Annotated in this window: 17 protein-coding genes and 1 riboswitch; of the genes, 13 read left to right on the forward strand and 4 right to left on the reverse strand. The window is 40.5% G+C overall.

Annotation, left to right across the window (positions count from 1 at the left end):
• Positions 1-16: 16 nt before the first annotated feature.
• The 3 genes from motB to MKY11_RS06520 form a co-directional block, all read right to left on the reverse strand.
• Complete coding sequence (gene motB / locus MKY11_RS06510; RefSeq protein WP_024719648.1) at positions 17-784, reverse strand: flagellar motor protein MotB; 768 nt, start codon at positions 782-784, stop codon at positions 17-19.
• Entirely contained in the window at positions 777-1,571 is a 795-nt protein-coding gene (gene motA, locus MKY11_RS06515; RefSeq protein ID WP_008346088.1) for a flagellar motor stator protein MotA, read from the reverse strand. Before motA ends, motB begins: the two co-directional genes overlap by 8 nt.
• 562 nt (positions 1,572-2,133) lie before the next feature.
• Positions 2,134-4,239: an ATP-dependent Clp protease ATP-binding subunit gene (locus MKY11_RS06520; protein ID WP_035700539.1), complete on the reverse strand. Its 2,106-nt coding sequence runs from the start codon at positions 4,237-4,239 to the stop codon at positions 2,134-2,136.
• Between the two features lie 245 nt (positions 4,240-4,484).
• Between MKY11_RS06520 and MKY11_RS06525 the strand changes: the two genes are divergently transcribed.
• The 6 genes from MKY11_RS06525 (at position 4,485) to MKY11_RS06550 (ending at position 8,615) form a co-directional block, all read left to right on the forward strand.
• Positions 4,485-5,528, forward strand: a complete 1,044-nt coding sequence (locus MKY11_RS06525) for a hypothetical protein (RefSeq protein ID WP_268356697.1) — start codon at positions 4,485-4,487, stop codon at positions 5,526-5,528.
• Between the two features lie 71 nt (positions 5,529-5,599).
• Positions 5,600-5,644: riboswitch (PreQ1 riboswitch) on the forward strand.
• 159 nt (positions 5,645-5,803) lie between these two features.
• On the forward strand, positions 5,804-6,460 hold the full coding sequence (gene queC, locus MKY11_RS06530; RefSeq protein ID WP_008348090.1) for a 7-cyano-7-deazaguanine synthase QueC: 657 nt from the start codon (positions 5,804-5,806) through the stop codon (positions 6,458-6,460).
• Complete coding sequence (gene queD, locus MKY11_RS06535; protein ID WP_024719651.1) at positions 6,461-6,901, forward strand: 6-carboxytetrahydropterin synthase QueD; 441 nt, start codon at positions 6,461-6,463, stop codon at positions 6,899-6,901.
• Positions 6,894-7,625 carry a 7-carboxy-7-deazaguanine synthase QueE gene (gene queE, locus MKY11_RS06540; RefSeq protein ID WP_019743916.1) on the forward strand — a complete coding sequence of 244 codons (732 nt, stop codon included), beginning with the start codon at positions 6,894-6,896 and terminating at the stop codon, positions 7,623-7,625. The genes queD and queE overlap by 8 nt, the downstream gene beginning before the upstream one ends.
• Before the next feature lie 15 nt (positions 7,626-7,640).
• The gene (gene queF / locus MKY11_RS06545) at positions 7,641-8,138 is read left to right on the forward strand and encodes a preQ(1) synthase (protein ID WP_003211403.1); all 498 of its coding nucleotides are present in this window, start codon (positions 7,641-7,643) and stop codon (positions 8,136-8,138) included.
• A 258-nt stretch (positions 8,139-8,396) separates the two neighbouring features.
• Entirely contained in the window at positions 8,397-8,615 is a 219-nt protein-coding gene (locus MKY11_RS06550; RefSeq protein WP_017367128.1) for a hypothetical protein, read from the forward strand.
• A 124-nt stretch (positions 8,616-8,739) separates the two neighbouring features.
• Here MKY11_RS06550 and MKY11_RS06555 read toward each other — a convergent pair whose 3' ends face one another.
• Positions 8,740-8,928: a DUF2187 family protein gene (locus MKY11_RS06555; RefSeq protein WP_003211747.1), complete on the reverse strand. Its 189-nt coding sequence runs from the start codon at positions 8,926-8,928 to the stop codon at positions 8,740-8,742.
• 167 nt (positions 8,929-9,095) lie between these two features.
• Between MKY11_RS06555 and MKY11_RS06560 the strand changes: the two genes are divergently transcribed.
• From MKY11_RS06560 to MKY11_RS06590, 7 genes are all read left to right on the forward strand, one after another.
• A complete protein-coding gene (locus MKY11_RS06560; RefSeq protein ID WP_008348081.1) occupies positions 9,096-9,290 on the forward strand; it encodes a hypothetical protein in 195 nt (64 codons plus the stop codon).
• A 306-nt stretch (positions 9,291-9,596) separates the two neighbouring features.
• A complete protein-coding gene (locus MKY11_RS06565) occupies positions 9,597-10,250 on the forward strand; it encodes a cell wall hydrolase (protein WP_045035134.1) in 654 nt (217 codons plus the stop codon).
• Positions 10,251-10,363: 113 nt separating this feature from the next.
• Complete coding sequence (locus MKY11_RS06570) at positions 10,364-11,680, forward strand: polysaccharide biosynthesis protein (RefSeq protein WP_041507392.1); 1,317 nt, start codon at positions 10,364-10,366, stop codon at positions 11,678-11,680.
• Positions 11,681-11,734: 54 nt separating this feature from the next.
• A complete protein-coding gene (stoA, locus tag MKY11_RS06575) occupies positions 11,735-12,223 on the forward strand; it encodes an endospore biogenesis thiol-disulfide oxidoreductase StoA (RefSeq protein ID WP_340959710.1) in 489 nt (162 codons plus the stop codon).
• A gap of 295 nt (positions 12,224-12,518) precedes the next feature.
• Positions 12,519-14,438, forward strand: coding sequence for a heavy metal translocating P-type ATPase (locus tag MKY11_RS06580; RefSeq protein ID WP_342501957.1), 1,920 nt, complete (start codon positions 12,519-12,521; stop codon positions 14,436-14,438).
• Between the two features lie 104 nt (positions 14,439-14,542).
• Positions 14,543-15,637: a Xaa-Pro peptidase family protein gene (locus MKY11_RS06585; protein WP_342501958.1), complete on the forward strand. Its 1,095-nt coding sequence runs from the start codon at positions 14,543-14,545 to the stop codon at positions 15,635-15,637.
• Between the two features lie 292 nt (positions 15,638-15,929).
• Positions 15,930-16,919 carry a LacI family DNA-binding transcriptional regulator gene (locus MKY11_RS06590; protein WP_256689214.1) on the forward strand — a complete coding sequence of 330 codons (990 nt, stop codon included), beginning with the start codon at positions 15,930-15,932 and terminating at the stop codon, positions 16,917-16,919.
• Positions 16,920-16,941: the final 22 nt, after the last annotated feature.

The raw sequence follows: 16,941 nt of genomic DNA on the forward strand, positions 1-16,941 counted from the left end.
GCTGCTGGCTTCCTATTTATTTTGCTTTTTTCTCAATTGGCAAAATAAGAACTTCGACGCGTCTGTTTTTACTTCTGCCTTCTGCGGTATCGTTAGAGGCAATCGGTTTAAATTCACCGTAACCTTTTGTGCTAAAGTTCTCTTGGTCTAGGTTGCTGTTTTCAAGGAGAATATTTAAAAAGTTGACCGCACGAATGGCGCTTAAATACCAGTTGGATTCAAATTCAGAATTCCGAATCGGAACGTTATCTGTATGTCCGCTAATGACGATGTCACGAGCAGGGTTAATGACGAGCAGCTTGGATATTTCTTTGGCTAACGGAACATCCTGCGAGCGGATCACCGCTCGCCCAGAATCAAAGAAGATGCTGTCTTCAATTGTAATAAGCAGACCTTCATCCGTCAGCTTTGTTTCAAGCTTAGAACCAAGTTTTTTATCCGCAATGAATGAATCTACTTGCTTTTTAACCTTTGTTAATACCGCTTGGTCACGAGCTTTCGCTTTTGCTTCTTCTTCTTCATCTTCTGCTGATTTTTTGGTTTGATTGCTGTTTTCTGTTTCTTCGGTGCTCTGCATGCTTGATTGGTCCATTACGCCAGTGCCGCCAGTAAAGACAACATTAAACGATTTAGCCATCTGTTCATATTTTGCCGCATCAATGGAGCTAGATGCAAACAGCACAATGAAGAGGGCGAGAAGAAGCGTAAGAAGATCGGCGTAAGGGATCAGCCAAGACTCATCTACATGGTCTTCATGATCATGTTTTTTACGTTTCCTAGCCATTCTGTTTTTCTCCTTCTTCAATGACAAGATTTGCACGTTCTTTTGCTGGTAAGTACATCAGAAGTTTTTGTTCAATGACCTTTGGAGACTGGCCTTCAAGGACAGAAAGAATCCCTTCAATCATAATGAGACGAAGCTTTACTTCTTCCTTAGATTTACGCTTCAGCTTGTTGGCAAATGGATGCCACAACACATACCCTGTAAAAATCCCAAGCAGTGTGGCGACGAAGGCAGCACTAATCGCATGTCCAAGTGCTTCAATGTCTCCCATGTTTGCAAGTGCGGCAATAAGTCCGACAACGGCACCAAGTACCCCTAGAGTCGGAGCGTATGTACCAGCTTGTGTAAAGATTAATGCGCCTGACTGATGTCTCTCCGACATGGCATCGACTTCTTCAGTTAAGACGTCGCGAATAAATTCAGCACTTTGACCGTCAACTGCCATGCTTAAGCCGTTCTTTAGAAAATCGTCATCGACTTCCTCAAGATTTGCCTCTAATGCCAAAAGACCTTCACGACGAGCAATTTGTGCCCAGTTTGAAAATAGAGGAATCATTTCTTGTATCGTTGGAAGTTTGCTATCTTTGAAAATTTTGCCGAATAATTTTGGTGTTTTCTTAATTTCACTAGATGGGAAGGCAATGACAACAGCTGAAATTGTCCCAACCACAATGATCAATATAGCCGCCGGGTTGATAAGAGCGGTTAGACTCACACCTTTCAAAACCATACCGACACTCAGTGCAATAAATGCTAAAATAATACCAATTAACGATGTTTTGTCCATTATCTCACCAAATCCTTTAACTATCTTTTTCTATAGTTAATATCGGTGTCTTCTAGAAGGGTTTTAGTCAGAATATAAAATTAAGACAGTTTATGTGAAGAAATTTTGACGAAAGCGCTTTCTGAAAGCCGTAAAAAAAGAAACTCCCTCATATAAAAGGGAGTTTTCAGCGTGTAGACAAACCCTCGCATTCGGTGTCAGTCCTGCGCTCTGGTGCTCACGAATGCCAAATTCGCTCCGCACAAGTAGCTGTCCTTCCTAGACTGCAAAGGTTTTCTATCACGCTGAAAAGAAGACAAAGGGCTAAAATCAAGTTCATTTTAGCCCTTTGTCAACAATCTGGAAACTTCATCTTTTTTGAGCTGTTTCATCTAAGAGCAATTCTTTTAATTTTTCTTCATGTATGATTTTGATCAAATCGTAGTTCCAATTGATCATGTGATCCATGTAATCCACCTCTTTTTCTTTTATCGTAAAGGAAAAGAGGCGGGGGAGCGTCGGCGCTCAGATGGAATTTAGACACTGCAACATGATGGAGCTGAAGATCCTCCTTAGGATGTACTTAGCTCTTTTTCACAACAATTTCGTCATGTTCAACATCGACTGTAAATCCAGTAAGTTGTTCTTCTTCAAGCAAGATGTCCGTCATTTGATCCTCAACATGCTCTTGAATCGTTCTTCGTAACGGACGAGCCCCAAATGCTGGATGATAACCAAGTTCAGCGATTTTTTCTTTCGCTTCGTTTGTGACGTGAACAGTTAGATTTTGTTCTTTTAACTGCTCTGACAAATCTTTGAGCAGAAGATCCACAATTTTGACTAAATCGTCTTTATCTAATGAATCAAACTGAATGATGCTGTCAAAACGGTTCAAGAATTCCGGTTTGAAATAAGCGCTCAGCGAATCAATCAATGATTGTTCTTCGATGGCTTCTTCTTGTTCAGACTGGAATCCGACTTTGACCGCTTTTTTATCTGTGCTGCCAGCGTTACTTGTCATAATGATGACTGTGTCTTTAAAGCTGACGGTTCTGCCTTGGCTGTCTGTTAGACGACCATCTTCCATGATTTGAAGGAACATATGCTGGACATCAGGGTGCGCTTTTTCGATTTCATCGAGCAAAATGATGCTGTATGGTTTTCTGCGAACCTTTTCCGTGAGCTGTCCGGCTTCATCATGTCCAACGTAACCAGGAGGAGAACCGATGATTTTGGACACGGAGTGTTTCTCCATGTATTCACTCATATCTAAACGAATGATCGCTTCTTTTGAGCCAAATAATTCTTCCGCTAATGTTTTAGACAATTCGGTTTTCCCGACGCCTGTTGGCCCAACGAATAGGAAGGAGCCAGTTGGTCTATGTTTTGATTTTAAGCCGGCTCTGCTTCTTTTTACGGCTTTCGCCACTTTTTCAACCGCATGTTCCTGACCAATGACGCGGGCTTTTAAGCGGACATCAATTTCTTTCATTTTTGTTTGTTCGTCTGCTTGTAGTTTGCCGACAGGGATACCTGTTTTTTGTTCTACAATCGACTGAATGTCCTCAGCTGTGACGACATGTTCTTTGTCATTTGTTTTGTTTTGCAATCTCGCTTCAATCGCTTCTTCTTCGTCTCGAAGCTTCGCTGCTTTTTCATATCGTTCTTCATTTAAAGCAGCTTGTTTTTCAGCGGCAATTTGCGCAAGACGGTTTGTTAATTCATCTTCACTTGCTGCATCAATGGAAAGATTCGCTTTTGAACCTGCTTCATCCATTAAATCAATGGCTTTATCTGGCAAGTGGCGGTCTTGAATATACCGCGAAGATAATTGAACACACGCTTTAATGGCTTCGTCAGAATAGGTGACGCCATGATAGGCTTCATACTTATCCTGAATGCCTTTTAAGATCTCGAATGCTTCATCCTGTGTTGGCTCATCAACGATGACAGGCTGGAACCTGCGTTCAAGGGCAGCATCTTTTTCAATCTGACGATACTCTTTTAATGTCGTCGCACCTACTAGTTGCAGTTCCCCTCGAGCTAGAGCTGGTTTCAAAATGTTTCCGGCATCCATTGACCCTTCGGCAGAGCCTGCGCCTACAAGAAGATGAATTTCATCAACGAATAAGATGATATTTTTACGGCTTTGCAATTCTTTGATTAATTGCTTCATCCGTTCTTCAAATTGACCACGTACACCTGTGTTTGCCACAAGTGAAGAGACATCTAATAAATAAACTTGTTTGTTCTTTAATTTATTTGGTACATCTCCATTTGCAATTTTTAATGCTAGTCCTTCGGCTATGGCCGTTTTACCAACACCAGGTTCACCAATGAGGACAGGATTGTTTTTATTTCTTCTATTTAAAATCTCAATGACTCTTGTGACTTCTTCATCACGGCCAATGACAGGATCGATTAAACCAGCATGTGCGCCATCCGTTAAGTTCCGGCCAAGCTCATCGAGTAAGCCTTTTTGTTTAGGCCGCTCTTGGCTCGTCGCATGTCCTGCTTGCTCAGAGAAGAATGAGCTGCCTCCGAAAAGGTTAGGACCCATTTTCATTTTTGACTGTTCCATCAAAGAGGTATAGCAGTCTTCACATAAAACCATTTGGCTACGGGACGAATTTACTTGCATATTCAGGCGAATAGTTGCTTCATTTACTTGACAATGTTGACAACGCATGAGCCATGACCTCCTTAAAATAAAGTTTGACTTTATTTGACCAATGAATGTTAAATAAAATGGTCTGTTGTTTGACCATCTTTGACTATAGTATACTCTGACCTATTTTGACTTTCAACTGTTTTGCTCATAGCTGAATGAAACATCCTTTTTTGCATTTAATCATGGTTTGTCCTTCTTTTCAAGGAACTTGTCTCATAGGATAAAAAAGAGACAATCGAAAGTGATGGGTGCGGAGGGGTCATATGAAACGTTCAAATGAATCCGCTTTTCAGCTTGCCTTTGTATATGTAGGAACAGTGGTTGGAGCTGGGTTTGCGACAGGAAAAGAAATCGTAGAATTTTTTGTTCGTTTTGGCTGGATTGGATTGATCGGGATTTTGATTAGCGGTGTTATTTTTACCGGCCTTGGCGCAAAAATGATGCTTATTTCCAAACGAATTGAAGCGGAGTCTTATCAAGATATGAATCGGTTTTTATTTGGAGCTGCTGCGAGTCGATATATTAACATCGTCATGTTTTTTATCTTACTAGGTGTGACGTCAGTGATGATTTCTGGAGCAGGCGCTATTTTTGAAGAACAACTTGGCATCTCAAAAGAATATGGTATTTTTTTAACGATTATTTTAAGTGTCATTGTCCTTTTTAAAGGTTCAAAAGGGTTATTTGGTGTCAATGTACTTGTCGTTCCAATGCTGATTTTCTTTTCGCTGATTGTGTTTCTAGACTCATTTGTGTTTAGTAGCGGTGAAAGCCACGTTCTGGGGCTGCAAATGGGAGAGGGCGAATGGATGTTGTCTGCGATTTCGTATGGTGCATTTAATTTAGCGCTGTCTCAAGCCGTATTAGTACCGGTCGCAAACGAAATGACATCCGAAGCCGTCATAAAAAGGGGAGCGGTGCTTGGAGGTCTGATGCTGACACTCATTCTGCTCGCCTGCTTTTTATCCCTTTCTTCATTAGATATGCTGGAGGCGTATGATATTCCGATGGCCCAAGTGGTGTATCAAGTCGCAAACTCTATTCATCTCATCTATTTATTCGTGATCTTTGGTGAAGTCTTTACATCCGTTATAGGGAATTTATACGGTCTCGAAAGACAGGTGAGGGCGTATATCCGATTGAACAGTATGTATACGATATCCTTTATTCTGCTTTGCTGTTATGTCATCAGTAAAATTGGATACGGCACACTCATTTCAACGGTTTACCCTGTTTTTGGCTATGTCAGTATCTTTTTTATCCTCTTTCTTTGTCTGAAAAAAGTGCCTGCATCAGGTGATAAGTAAAGAAGGGATAGCTTGTACACCAATTATGTGGTACACTATCCTCTGTGAAAATTGAACAAAAATCCGTGAAAACGGGAGAGGTTCTAGCAAAACCCTCTATAAAAAACTAAGGACTTGCCGTATCCTTGGATGTGGCATTTTTTATTTTTTATGGCTGGGACACCTCATACACATGTAAAGGTGTCTTTTCTTTTGAGAAAAATAGGGGTTTTCATGAACCTTTCAGATGCAGCTTTGTGCGGAGGTGCGGATCTGCAAAAGGAGGAAAAGGAAAAATGAAAAATGAAAAAGCGGTCGTTGTCTTTAGCGGGGGACAGGACAGTACGACATGTTTACTATGGGCACTTCAACAATTTAAAGAGGTTGAAACGGTAACCTTTCATTATAATCAGCGTCATCAAGAAGAAATTGATGTTGCCAAAAGAATTGCTGACAAGCTAGGTGTGAAAAATCATCTATTAGATATGTCTCTTTTAAATCAGCTTGCACCCAATGCCTTAACAAGAGATGACATTGATATTGAAGAAAAAGAAGGAGAACTGCCTTCCACATTTGTTCCGGGGAGAAACTTAGTTTTCTTATCATTTGCATCCATTCTTGCGTATCAAATTGGAGCACGTCATATTATCACGGGTGTGTGCGAGACAGACTTTAGCGGCTACCCAGATTGCCGAGATGAGTTTGTGAAATCTTGTAACGTCACCGTGAATTTGGCAATGGAAAAACCATTTGTCATCCATACGCCGCTCATGTGGCTGAATAAAGCTGAAACGTGGAAACTGGCTGATGAACTGAATGCGCTAGATTTTGTGAAAAATGAAACGCTCACTTGCTATAATGGCATCATTTCTGATGGCTGCGGGGAATGTCCTGCATGTAAACTTCGGAAAAATGGCTATGACACTTATATGGACATGAAGGAGGCGAACTAAATGCTTTCTCAAATCTATCCACAGACGAATCATCCATTTTCGTTTGAATTAAATAAAGATATGCATGTATCGGCAGCCCATTTTATCCCGAGAGAAGATGCTGGCGCTTGTAGCCGCGTACATGGTCATACGTATACGATTAACATTACGATTGCAGGAGATCATCTAGATGATTCAGGTTTCCTTGTGAATTTTAGCACGCTAAAAAAACTCATTCATGGACAGTACGACCATACACTGCTCAATGACCATGAAGAATTCTCATCGAATGATCCATATGCGATGCCAACCACTGAGGTTGTCGCAAAGACTGTGTATGATAAAGTGGCCGCATATTTAACGACTTTAGCGAACAAACCAGTATGTGTTCAAGTTTTTGTCAGAGAGACACCAACAAGCTACTGCATTTACCGTCCGAAACGAGTTGAGCTCAATGACTAAAGCGATTCCTGTCTTAGAAATCTTTGGTCCGACCATTCAAGGAGAAGGAATGGTTATTGGTCAAAAAACCATGTTTGTCAGAACGGCTGGCTGTGACTACTCTTGCAGCTGGTGTGATTCATCTTTTACATGGGATGGATCAGCTAAGCATGATATTCAGTGGCTTCAGGCAGAGGACATTGTAAAAGAGCTGAAGAGAATAGGTGGAAAGGCTTTTTCTCATGTCACCATTTCAGGTGGGAATCCTGCGCTTTTAAAACAAATGGAATCACTTATTGATTTATTGCATGAAGAAGGAATTGATACGGCGCTTGAAACGCAGGGAACGATGTATCAAGATTGGTTTTTGAAGATAGATGATTTAACCATTTCTCCAAAACCACCAAGTTCAAATATGAAAACCGATTTTACGAAACTTACGCGTATCATAGATGAATTGAAAAAGGGAAACAGGTTGCAACATGCAAGCCTGAAGGTCGTGATCTTTGATGATCTTGATCTAGCCTATGCAAAGGATGTTCATGCGAAATACCCAGAACTCCCCTTTTATTTGCAAGTTGGAAATGATGATACGACGACAGCTGATGATGCGTACTTATTAACGCACTTATTAAAGAAATACGAAATGCTTGTAGATCAAGTAGCGCAAGATCCTGATTTGAATCGTGTGAGAGTCTTACCACAACTGCACACGCTATTGTGGGGAAATAAACGAGGCGTATAGAAAGGAAGAAACAAAATGACGACAAGAAAACCAGAAGAATTAGAAGGTGTCACTTTACTAGGAAACCAGGGGACCAATTACTTGTTTGACTATGCACCACAAGTGCTTGAAACGTTCCCGAATAAACATACGAATAGAGATTATTTTGTGAAATTCAACTGCCCAGAATTCACATCACTTTGCCCGCAAACAGGGCAGCCAGATTTTGCGACCGTGTATATCAGCTACATCCCAAATGAAATCATGGTCGAAAGTAAATCATTAAAATTATATTTGTTCAGCTTCCGTAACCACGGTGACTTCCATGAGGATTGTATGAATATTATCATGAACGACCTCATTGAATTAATGGACCCAAGATATATTGAAGTATGGGGCAAATTTACACCAAGAGGCGGTATTTCAATTGATCCGTATACGAACTACGGAAAACCTGGGACAAAGTATGAAGAGATGGCATCGTATCGTATGATGAATCACGATATGTATCCAGAAACGATTGATAATCGCTAATAAATAAAAAAAGACATGTGGATGACATGTCTTTTTTTATGGAATAGATTATGATTTCACATAAAAAAAGAGAAGAGTCATGTCACTCTTCTCATACCAATAGGAATAGAACTTGCTAGGACGGCTGGGGGCTACCAGCTCGTATGTATAGTATACACGACAGAACGTATGTTTGTAAAGGTGTATCATGCTTTTATTCTTCATATATTTACTTTAAGATAAAATTGAAACGAGCGAATGAAAATGGAGGCGTTTGTGTTGGCAAACAAAGAAGACAAAACAGAGAAGCTGCTAATGGAATTAAGGGAAGAGCTTCAGATGCTTGAACATCAAAACAAAGAACGATATAAATGGAGTGCCTCCACATTACTTGGAGTGATCGCCCTTTTAATTGATAAAGGCGTGATAACACCTGAAGAAGTTGATATGTACAAAACAAAAGCGGAAATGCAAACCTTTCACGCGCAAAAAGACTGACGCCACTTTATATGGTAGTCAGCCTTTTTCATATGTGATTGTCAAAAGAGAACAGAGCTGTGACACGAGTCAGCTTTGCTGTGTATATCTTTATGTAACGGTAGTCTGAATTGAGGATTGCAAATTAATGTACGGAGTCTTTGATGATTTTATAGTTTTTATGATTAACGACTGTTAGTGAATCCAGTTCTAAATCTCTATAGTTGTCCATAATGGTGACATCCACAATAACAGAGTTTTCATTCACTTTTTCAACTACACCTGTTAAACCATTTCTAAATTCGATCACATTCCCAATTTTTGCAATCTTCAACCGATCCCTCTCCTTTAAAAACAGATTTCATTCCCTATTAAAAAGTATTTTGCAATATTTTCATACCAATGTAAAGGATAAAGACGTTTTTCTTTCGTTTTCGTTGTACGCTTTGAAAACGAATGGTATATTTAATATTTGATCAAGGCTGAAAAGGAGCGATTTTTTTGACTGAAGAACACATCAACACAATACTAGAATCATTACGGAATGGTACTGAAAAACAAGTGACCATTCAAAAGGATGATTTTTTAACATTTCGTTCTGTATTGGTCAATCAAGATGATTTTAAACATTTTCGCGGAATCGCCAAGCATGGTGGAGATGTTATTTTTGAATATCTTAAAGAAGCAAGAAGCTAAAGCTTTTTCTCATTCATGAGAAAAAGCTTTTTATTTTGGTTCTTTTGTCACACTTCAAACCAGCTTGATACATATGAAAAGAAAATGTAATAACCCATAATCAGGAGCATAAGGATGATTATAGGCTAAAAAGAGACTATATTAAACGCTTACATTACCAGTTCATGCGTATTTCAACTAGGACATGCCATTTAATGACGGAATTTGGACAGGCATGAAAATCTTTGTGCGTGAAAATAGAAGAAGCTCTTGTTAGAGTGGACAAGTATCTTACGGCCTACATTAATTAAGGGAGGAATGAGGCGAATGATCAAAATTCATACAGCTCTTTTTGCCATCCTTATGCTCATCTCAGCGATCAAGATGGACAATATACAAGAGCAAGAGGGCACATTAAGTCAGAAACTTGAACAAGCACCTGAAAAGCATCAGCTTTCATATATAGATCAAGATAATAAGCATACCGTGATTCCAGCGTTTTCAGAGGAGAAACATCAGCCGAAAGTGAAAATGCTAAGCACATCAACAGAGGAAAAGGCATCAAAACCGAAGCCGAAGAAAAAGGAAACGGCAAAGCCAGCAAGCTCAAGAAATCAATCACACTATTCTAATGAAGAAATGGACTTGCTTTCTCGGTTGGTACATGCAGAAGCAAAAGGTGAATCTTACGCAGGGAAAAAAGCTGTAGCAAGCGTCGTCTTAAACCGCGTAGAACACCGCTCTTTTCCTGACAGTGTCAGAGGCGTGATTTATCAGCGAAATGCCTTCCAGCCCGTATCAAATGGAAGTATCAATGATAAGGCAGACCAGGATTCCGTAAAAGCTGTGAAGCAGGTTGTCAAAGAAGATGACAGAACAACAAAGGCGATTTATTTTTATAATCCAAAAACGGCGACAGATAACTGGATTCGTTCTCGTAAAATTGTAGAACGCATTGGCCGTCACGTGTTTGCAGTGTAAAGAAAAGCAGCGATCAATCAGTCGCTGTTTTTTTGTCTTCAATTATTAAAATATTTTCAGGACTTGTCTCATAGAATGTGAAAAGAATTTGCTTTTAGACAAGGGGAGGCTACATGAATCGATTTGTAAAAGGGGTCATTCTGCTATCTGTCGCAGCTTTCATTGCTGAGTGTATCGAGTTTTTAGTCAATATGATTTTAGCGAGAGAGCTTGGAGAACATGGAATGGGTTTATATATGAGCATCCTTCCCATCATCATGCTTGTTCTTGTGATCGCCAGCTTAGAGCTGCCAGTCTCCATTTCTAAATTCATTGCAGAATCGCATGAGCGGCTTCATAAAAGTATGCTTCGCCATGCATTTAAAATGACGCTTGTGGTGACATGCACAACAACGACAATAGCAGCCATTGTACTGCCTTTCATTCCTGTATTTCAATCGTATCATCCGCTGATGAAGGGATTGGTTCTGTCACTTATTCCAATCATCGCATTTACGTCCATTGCACGCGGTTATTTTATGGGCAAGCAGCAAATGGGTAGAATTGCTCTAGCCAATATGCTGAAAAAAACGATCCAGCTTATCTGTTTATTTTTGTTTTTTCATTGGTATTCGTTTGATATTGAAACAGCGGTGCTTATCGCGATTGGTGTGATTGTTGCAAGTGATCTCGTCGTCTTTATCTATTTATATTCCCAATACGTCATGGCGAAAAATGCTGTGAATGTCAGATCGGTTGAGTTAAGAGGGATTGACGTCAGAAAACGTTTGTTAGCAGTCTCCATTCCGACAACAGGTATGCGTATCTTTCATGCCATTGCTAATGCGGTTGAACCGTTTTTAATCAAAGGAGCCCTCGTTGCAGCGGGCATTTCTGGTACGCTTGCTGTTGATCATTACGGAATGCTTGCTGGCGTAGCGATGTCGATTGGTTTTTTTCCGGCGTTTATCGCTCATTCCATTATGATTGTGATGATTCCGAATGTATCAGAAGCCTATGCCTTGGGGCAGTATGATCTCGTGAAAAAACGTGTCAGACAAGCGATTCTCATTACGTTTGGCTATGGGGTGCCAGCCGTGATGATCATGTATTATTTCGCTTATCCGCTCACGCAGCTCTTTTTTGACTCACCTCAAGCAGCCGTCTACTTGCAGCTGCTATGGCCTTACTTCTTATGCCACCTGTTCGTCATGCCGTTTCAAGCGTGCTTAATTGGTATGGGTCTCATTAAAGATGTGTTCCTACATAATATATGGGTGCACGTGGTGTCGTTCTCTATGGTGTATTTCCTAGGGTCCATTGAATCCTTAAATATGATGGGCGTTATCTTAGGAATGAACACGGGGATGCTGCTATTAACGGCTTTGCATTATGCGACGATTTGCAAGGAACTCGGCGTCTCCATGTTTCTTACATTGAAAAAAGCTTGAATGTCATGTGCAGCTAGCGGGCAAGCTATAGGAAAATCAGGAAGGAAGATGCTGATGAATTTTAAATATCTACCCGCCAGTCTTCTCATGATGACCCTTCTTTTATTTCTGATGAACATAGAGGCTGAAGCAAAAGAGCCTGTAATGGCGCCGAGGATAGAAGCTCCTACATTAACAGGTGAAACGCAGGTGATCCCGGTGAAAGGGAAGCGGACCATTCTGCATTTTTGGACAACGTGGTGCCCGTCCTGCAAAATGGAGCTGCCAGCCTTTGAACAGATCGTGAAAGAAAATCAAAGTGATGTAGACATACTAACTGTGAATTTACTTGGTGCTGAGCAAAGCAAGCATGCAGTTGCCCAATTTGTGAAAGACAGAAAGTTCACATTTCCGATCGTTCTCGATGAGCACGGCGAAATGATGAAGAAATACCAAATTATTACGATCCCGACGACTTTTTTCATCAATGAAAAGGGTGAAGTGGTCAAAAACCATGTAGGTCCGCTGACGAAAAAACAAATCAAAGAGTGGACAAATTCGTAGAACACAAGCTTTCTGTAAAGAACCAATGGGCGATCCGTTGGTTCTTTTTTGTGTTCAATTACCTTTCAGATGAATAAAATGTGCTCAGAAAGAGGAAGAAATGTCGGACACTAATAATGATAATTATTATCAAAAAGAAATTATAATAATTATTAATTGAAAATTGATCAGAACCTGTTATAATGAGTTACAGACCTATAAAAAGCTTGAAATAGCAGAAAATATAGATGATAAACGGAACGGGCAACGATTGATAATGTGAAAATCATTATCAATTAGAGAGGGGAAAGTAATCATGAATGAGAATACAGCACTTTATCAAACGACAGATCAAAAAGGATCCAACTCGCTCTTTCAAAAATGGGCACAGCACGGAGAATTAATCGCAGCAGGTATTTCGGGGATTCTCATCTTGATTGGATGGTTTCTAAAGGATGAAACGATGTGGAGTATTCCTCTTTTCATTCTTGCTTTTGTTATTGGTGGTTTTGCAAAGGCAAAGGAAGGAATTGAAGAAACCATTTCATCCAAGACATTAAATGTAGAACTTTTAATGATATTTGCTGCGATAGGCTCAGCGATCATTGGCTACTGGGCAGAGGGCGCCATTTTAATTTTTATTTTTTCGCTTAGCGGTGCGCTAGAAACGTATACGTCAAATAAAAGTAAAAAAGACTTAACGGCCTTAATGAGTATCGCTCCAAATGAAGCCACTTTAATTGAAGAAGATGGCACCACCATCCAAATCGCTGCTTCTTCACTTACGCCAGGCGACCGTATTTTAATCAAAGCGGGCGAACGAATTGCAGCAGATGGTGTGATCATGAGCGGAAGAACAAGTGTAGACGAATCTGCCTTAACGGGTGAATCGGTGCCTCAGGAAAAAGGGCAAGGGGAAGATGTGTTTGCAGGAACAGTGAATTTAAATGGTTCATTAACAGTAGAAGTAACAAAACATAATGAAGAAACACTTTTTCATAAAATCATTAAGCTTGTGGAATCTGCACAAGAAAGTGTATCGCCAAGCCAAGCGTTTATTGAAAAATTTGAAGGTGCCTATGTAAAAGGTGTGCTCATCACTGTAGCGATTTTAATGTTCCTACCTCATTTTGTACTTGGCTGGAGCATGAGTGAAACGTTCTACCGTGCGATGGTGTTTATGGTGGTTGCCTCGCCTTGTGCACTTGTTGCCTCAATTATGCCAGCAGCTCTTTCACTCATCTCAAACGGTGCAAGAAACGGTATGCTTGTAAAAGGAAGTGTCTTTTTAGAAAAACTGGGCACAAGTACGATGATTGCATTTGATAAAACGGGTACGATTACAAGTGGAAAACCAGCTGTTGAAAAAGTGGTCTTGGCAAAAGGGCAAGATGAATCGACCTTTTATCATGCTCTCTATCAAATTGAAAGTCAGTCAAACCATCCATTAGCTAAAGCCATTTCTGATATGGCAAAAGAGCATCATACAGAGCGGGCAGCCCACGTAACCATTGAAGAAACATCAGGTTTTGGTGTGGAAGCACAATTAAATGAGGACACATGGCGGATTGGGAAGAAAGATTTTGCCGGAAAAGCTGCAATGGATCGTGACATTGAAGAGAATGGTGATGTTCTTTCATCCAAAGGATATACAGTTGTCTATGTTCAAAAAAATCAAGAAGTCGTCGGCTGTCTCGGTTTGAAGGATCAAATCAGACCTGAAGCCAAAAAAATGATTCAGGAGCTGAATGATTTAGGCATCCAAACCGTCATGCTCACAGGGGATCAGCAAAAAACAGCTGAAGCGATTGCAGAGGAAGCAGGCATCCAAACCGTTGTCGCTGAATGTCTTCCAGATGAAAAGGTACATGAAGTCAATCAACTGAAAAAACAAGGTGATTCGATCATTATGGTCGGAGATGGAATCAATGATGCACCTGCACTCGCCACAGCGGATGTTGGCGTCGCAATGGGCGGAGGCACAGATGTTGCTTTAGAAACAGCAGATCTCATTTTAATGAAAAATAACTTAAACAATCTAACAAAGATGATCCGTCTTTCAAGAAAGATGAACCGAATCATTAAACAAAACATCATCTTTTCATTAACAGTTATTTGTTTGTTAATCTGTGCGAATTTCTTACAAGTTCTTGATTTACCTTTTGGTGTCATTGGGCATGAAGGCAGTACGATTTTGGTTATTTTAAACGGACTTCGTTTGCTTCGTGCTTCTTAAGCAAATCACAAAAGCGCACTGGCTTTAGGTCAGTGCGCTTTTGTGCGAAATACAGTGAAAACTGATACAATAGATCAGTAGTCAAACGTGTGAGGAGGATCACGATGAATCGAATGAAAAACTTGTCTTCTTGGCTTAAGAAAAAAGACATTCAAGGTGCATTTATACATACAAAGGAGAATGTATTCTATCTATCTGGATACTTCACAGAGCCGCATGAAAGAGTGATGGGGCTGTTTGTTTTTCAGGAAGCAGATCCATTTTTCATTTTGCCTAAGATGGAAGTTGAGCAAGCAAAAAATGCGGGATGGGCTGGAGATCTCATTGGATATGAAGACCATGAAAACCCCTTTGATTTCATACAAAAGGCACTAGAAAAACGAGGAGTAAAAGCGGCTCGCCTAGCGATTGAAAAAGAATCCATTCCTTTGCAAAGAGCAGAGCAGCTCCAAGCTGTCACTGGGGCAGAAACATTTGTCCGGGCAGAAGATGTGCTCAATCAGCTAAGACTAATTAAAGACGAAGCTGAAATTGAAACATTGAAAAAAGCAGCTCAATTGGCAGACGAAGGCGTCAAAATTGGGGTTCATGCCCTAAAAGAAGGGGTGACGGAAACCGAAGTTCTTGCTGTCATCGAATATGAACTGAAGAAAAAAGGCATTCAGGGCATGTCCTTTTCAACCATGGTACTATTCGGAGAAAAATCAGGAGAACCTCATGGAAATCCGGGGCAGGCAGCCTTGAAAAAAGGTGATTTTGTTTTATTTGACCTCGGCGTGATTGTGGATGGCTATTGTTCAGATATTACAAGAACCTTCATCTATCAAGAAGCGTCTGAACAACAAAAAGATATTTACAACACCGTCTTGAAAGCCGAATTGGCAGCACTTGATATGAGCCAGCCGGGTGTGAGAATTGGTGACCTTGACTTAAAAGCAAGAGGGCTGATCGCAGAAGCAGGATATGGCGAATACTTCCCGCACCGTCTAGGGCATGGACTCGGGGTTTCTGTTCATGAGTTCCCTTCTATGAGTCAAGCAAATGATGACCTTCTAAAAGAAGGGATGGTCTATACGATCGAGCCGGGTATTTATGTACCAGGAGTCGGCGGGGTTAGAATTGAAGACGATGTTCTCATTACAAAAGATGGCCCAGTCACCTTAACCAATTATCCAAAAGAGTTGACGATCATCAAGTAATGAAAAAAATCACGATGAACGTCCAAGTATTGGGAGCGTCATCGTGATTTTTTTGTCACTCTTTGCGATCCTTATCAACAAAAAAATCATCAATTGATTGAAACGGCTTGATTTTATGTTCTTTTCCTAAAGGATGTAGTGCGAATCGAGCAGAAAACAAAATAGTCAAACATAATATGATCCATATGATAATACCCATCTTGAATTCCCCTTTCCACCCAGTGATTTGTTCAGCTCACATACATCTTAAAGTATGAAACGCTTACCATATCAAGAGAAAGTAGGAGAAAAAATGCCTAACATAAGGGATATTGCGAAAAGAGCGGGTGTATCGGTTACCACCGTATCACGAGTGATGAATGATCATCCTTATGTCAAAGAAGAAAAGCGAGAGCGCGTACTTAGTGCGATGAAAGAGCTCAAATATACACGGAATATTCAGGCAGTGCATTTAGCAAAGGGCTATTCCAATATGCTTGGAATTGTACTTCCGACAATTGATCACTCCTATTTCAGCGGAATTGTCACAGGGATTGCAGAGAAAGCACAGGAGTGCGGAATGCATTTTGCATTGTTTCAAACAGGATATGACCCATTAAAGGAAAAAGAAGCATTAATGAGCTTAAAAGAGCAGCGTGTGGATGGTTTAATCTTTTGCTCAAATGCGTTAAGTGATCGAGAAATTTTAAAGTGGCAGGAATCTGGTCCTATTATCTTTTGTCATCCTACTCCGCATGATACATGTTCATCGGTATCGATTGCGCATGATCAGGCTTTTAAGGAAGGGCTTGAACACTTAGCGGCATGCGGTCATGAGCGAATCGCAATCGTTCTTGCTAGAACAGAAGGGGAGAACAGCCAAGTTCGCATTCAGACTTATCAAGAAATGATGCGGTCGCTTGGGCAGGACATTGATGATGAATGGGTCATTGAAGGAAAACTAACCATTTTTGATGGCAAGCAATTATTTACAGAATGGAAAGAGATGAAAAATCGTCCGACAGCTTTACTGATTACAAACGATGATGTCTCAGCAGGTTTTTTACTAGAAGCACAGCGTCACCAAATAAACGTTGGAGAATCACCAGCCATACTTGGCTTTCAAAACGATCAATTGAGTGAAGCATTGGGGATTTCTAGTATAGACATTCCCCTCAAACAAATGGGGCAGGAAGCATTTGACTTGTTCAACCAAGTATTACAAGGTGAGGCACCAGAAAAAAGGGTGCTGTCATATCGACTCGTTGAGCGCACAACGACTATTTTGAAAAACAATCGTTGACGCACGTTTCATCTGTTTTGTA

Origin of the sequence: Bacillus sp. FSL W7-1085 (assembly GCF_038595035.1) — a bacterium.
Lineage (GTDB): Bacteria > Bacillota > Bacilli > Bacillales > Bacillaceae > Bacillus > Bacillus altitudinis.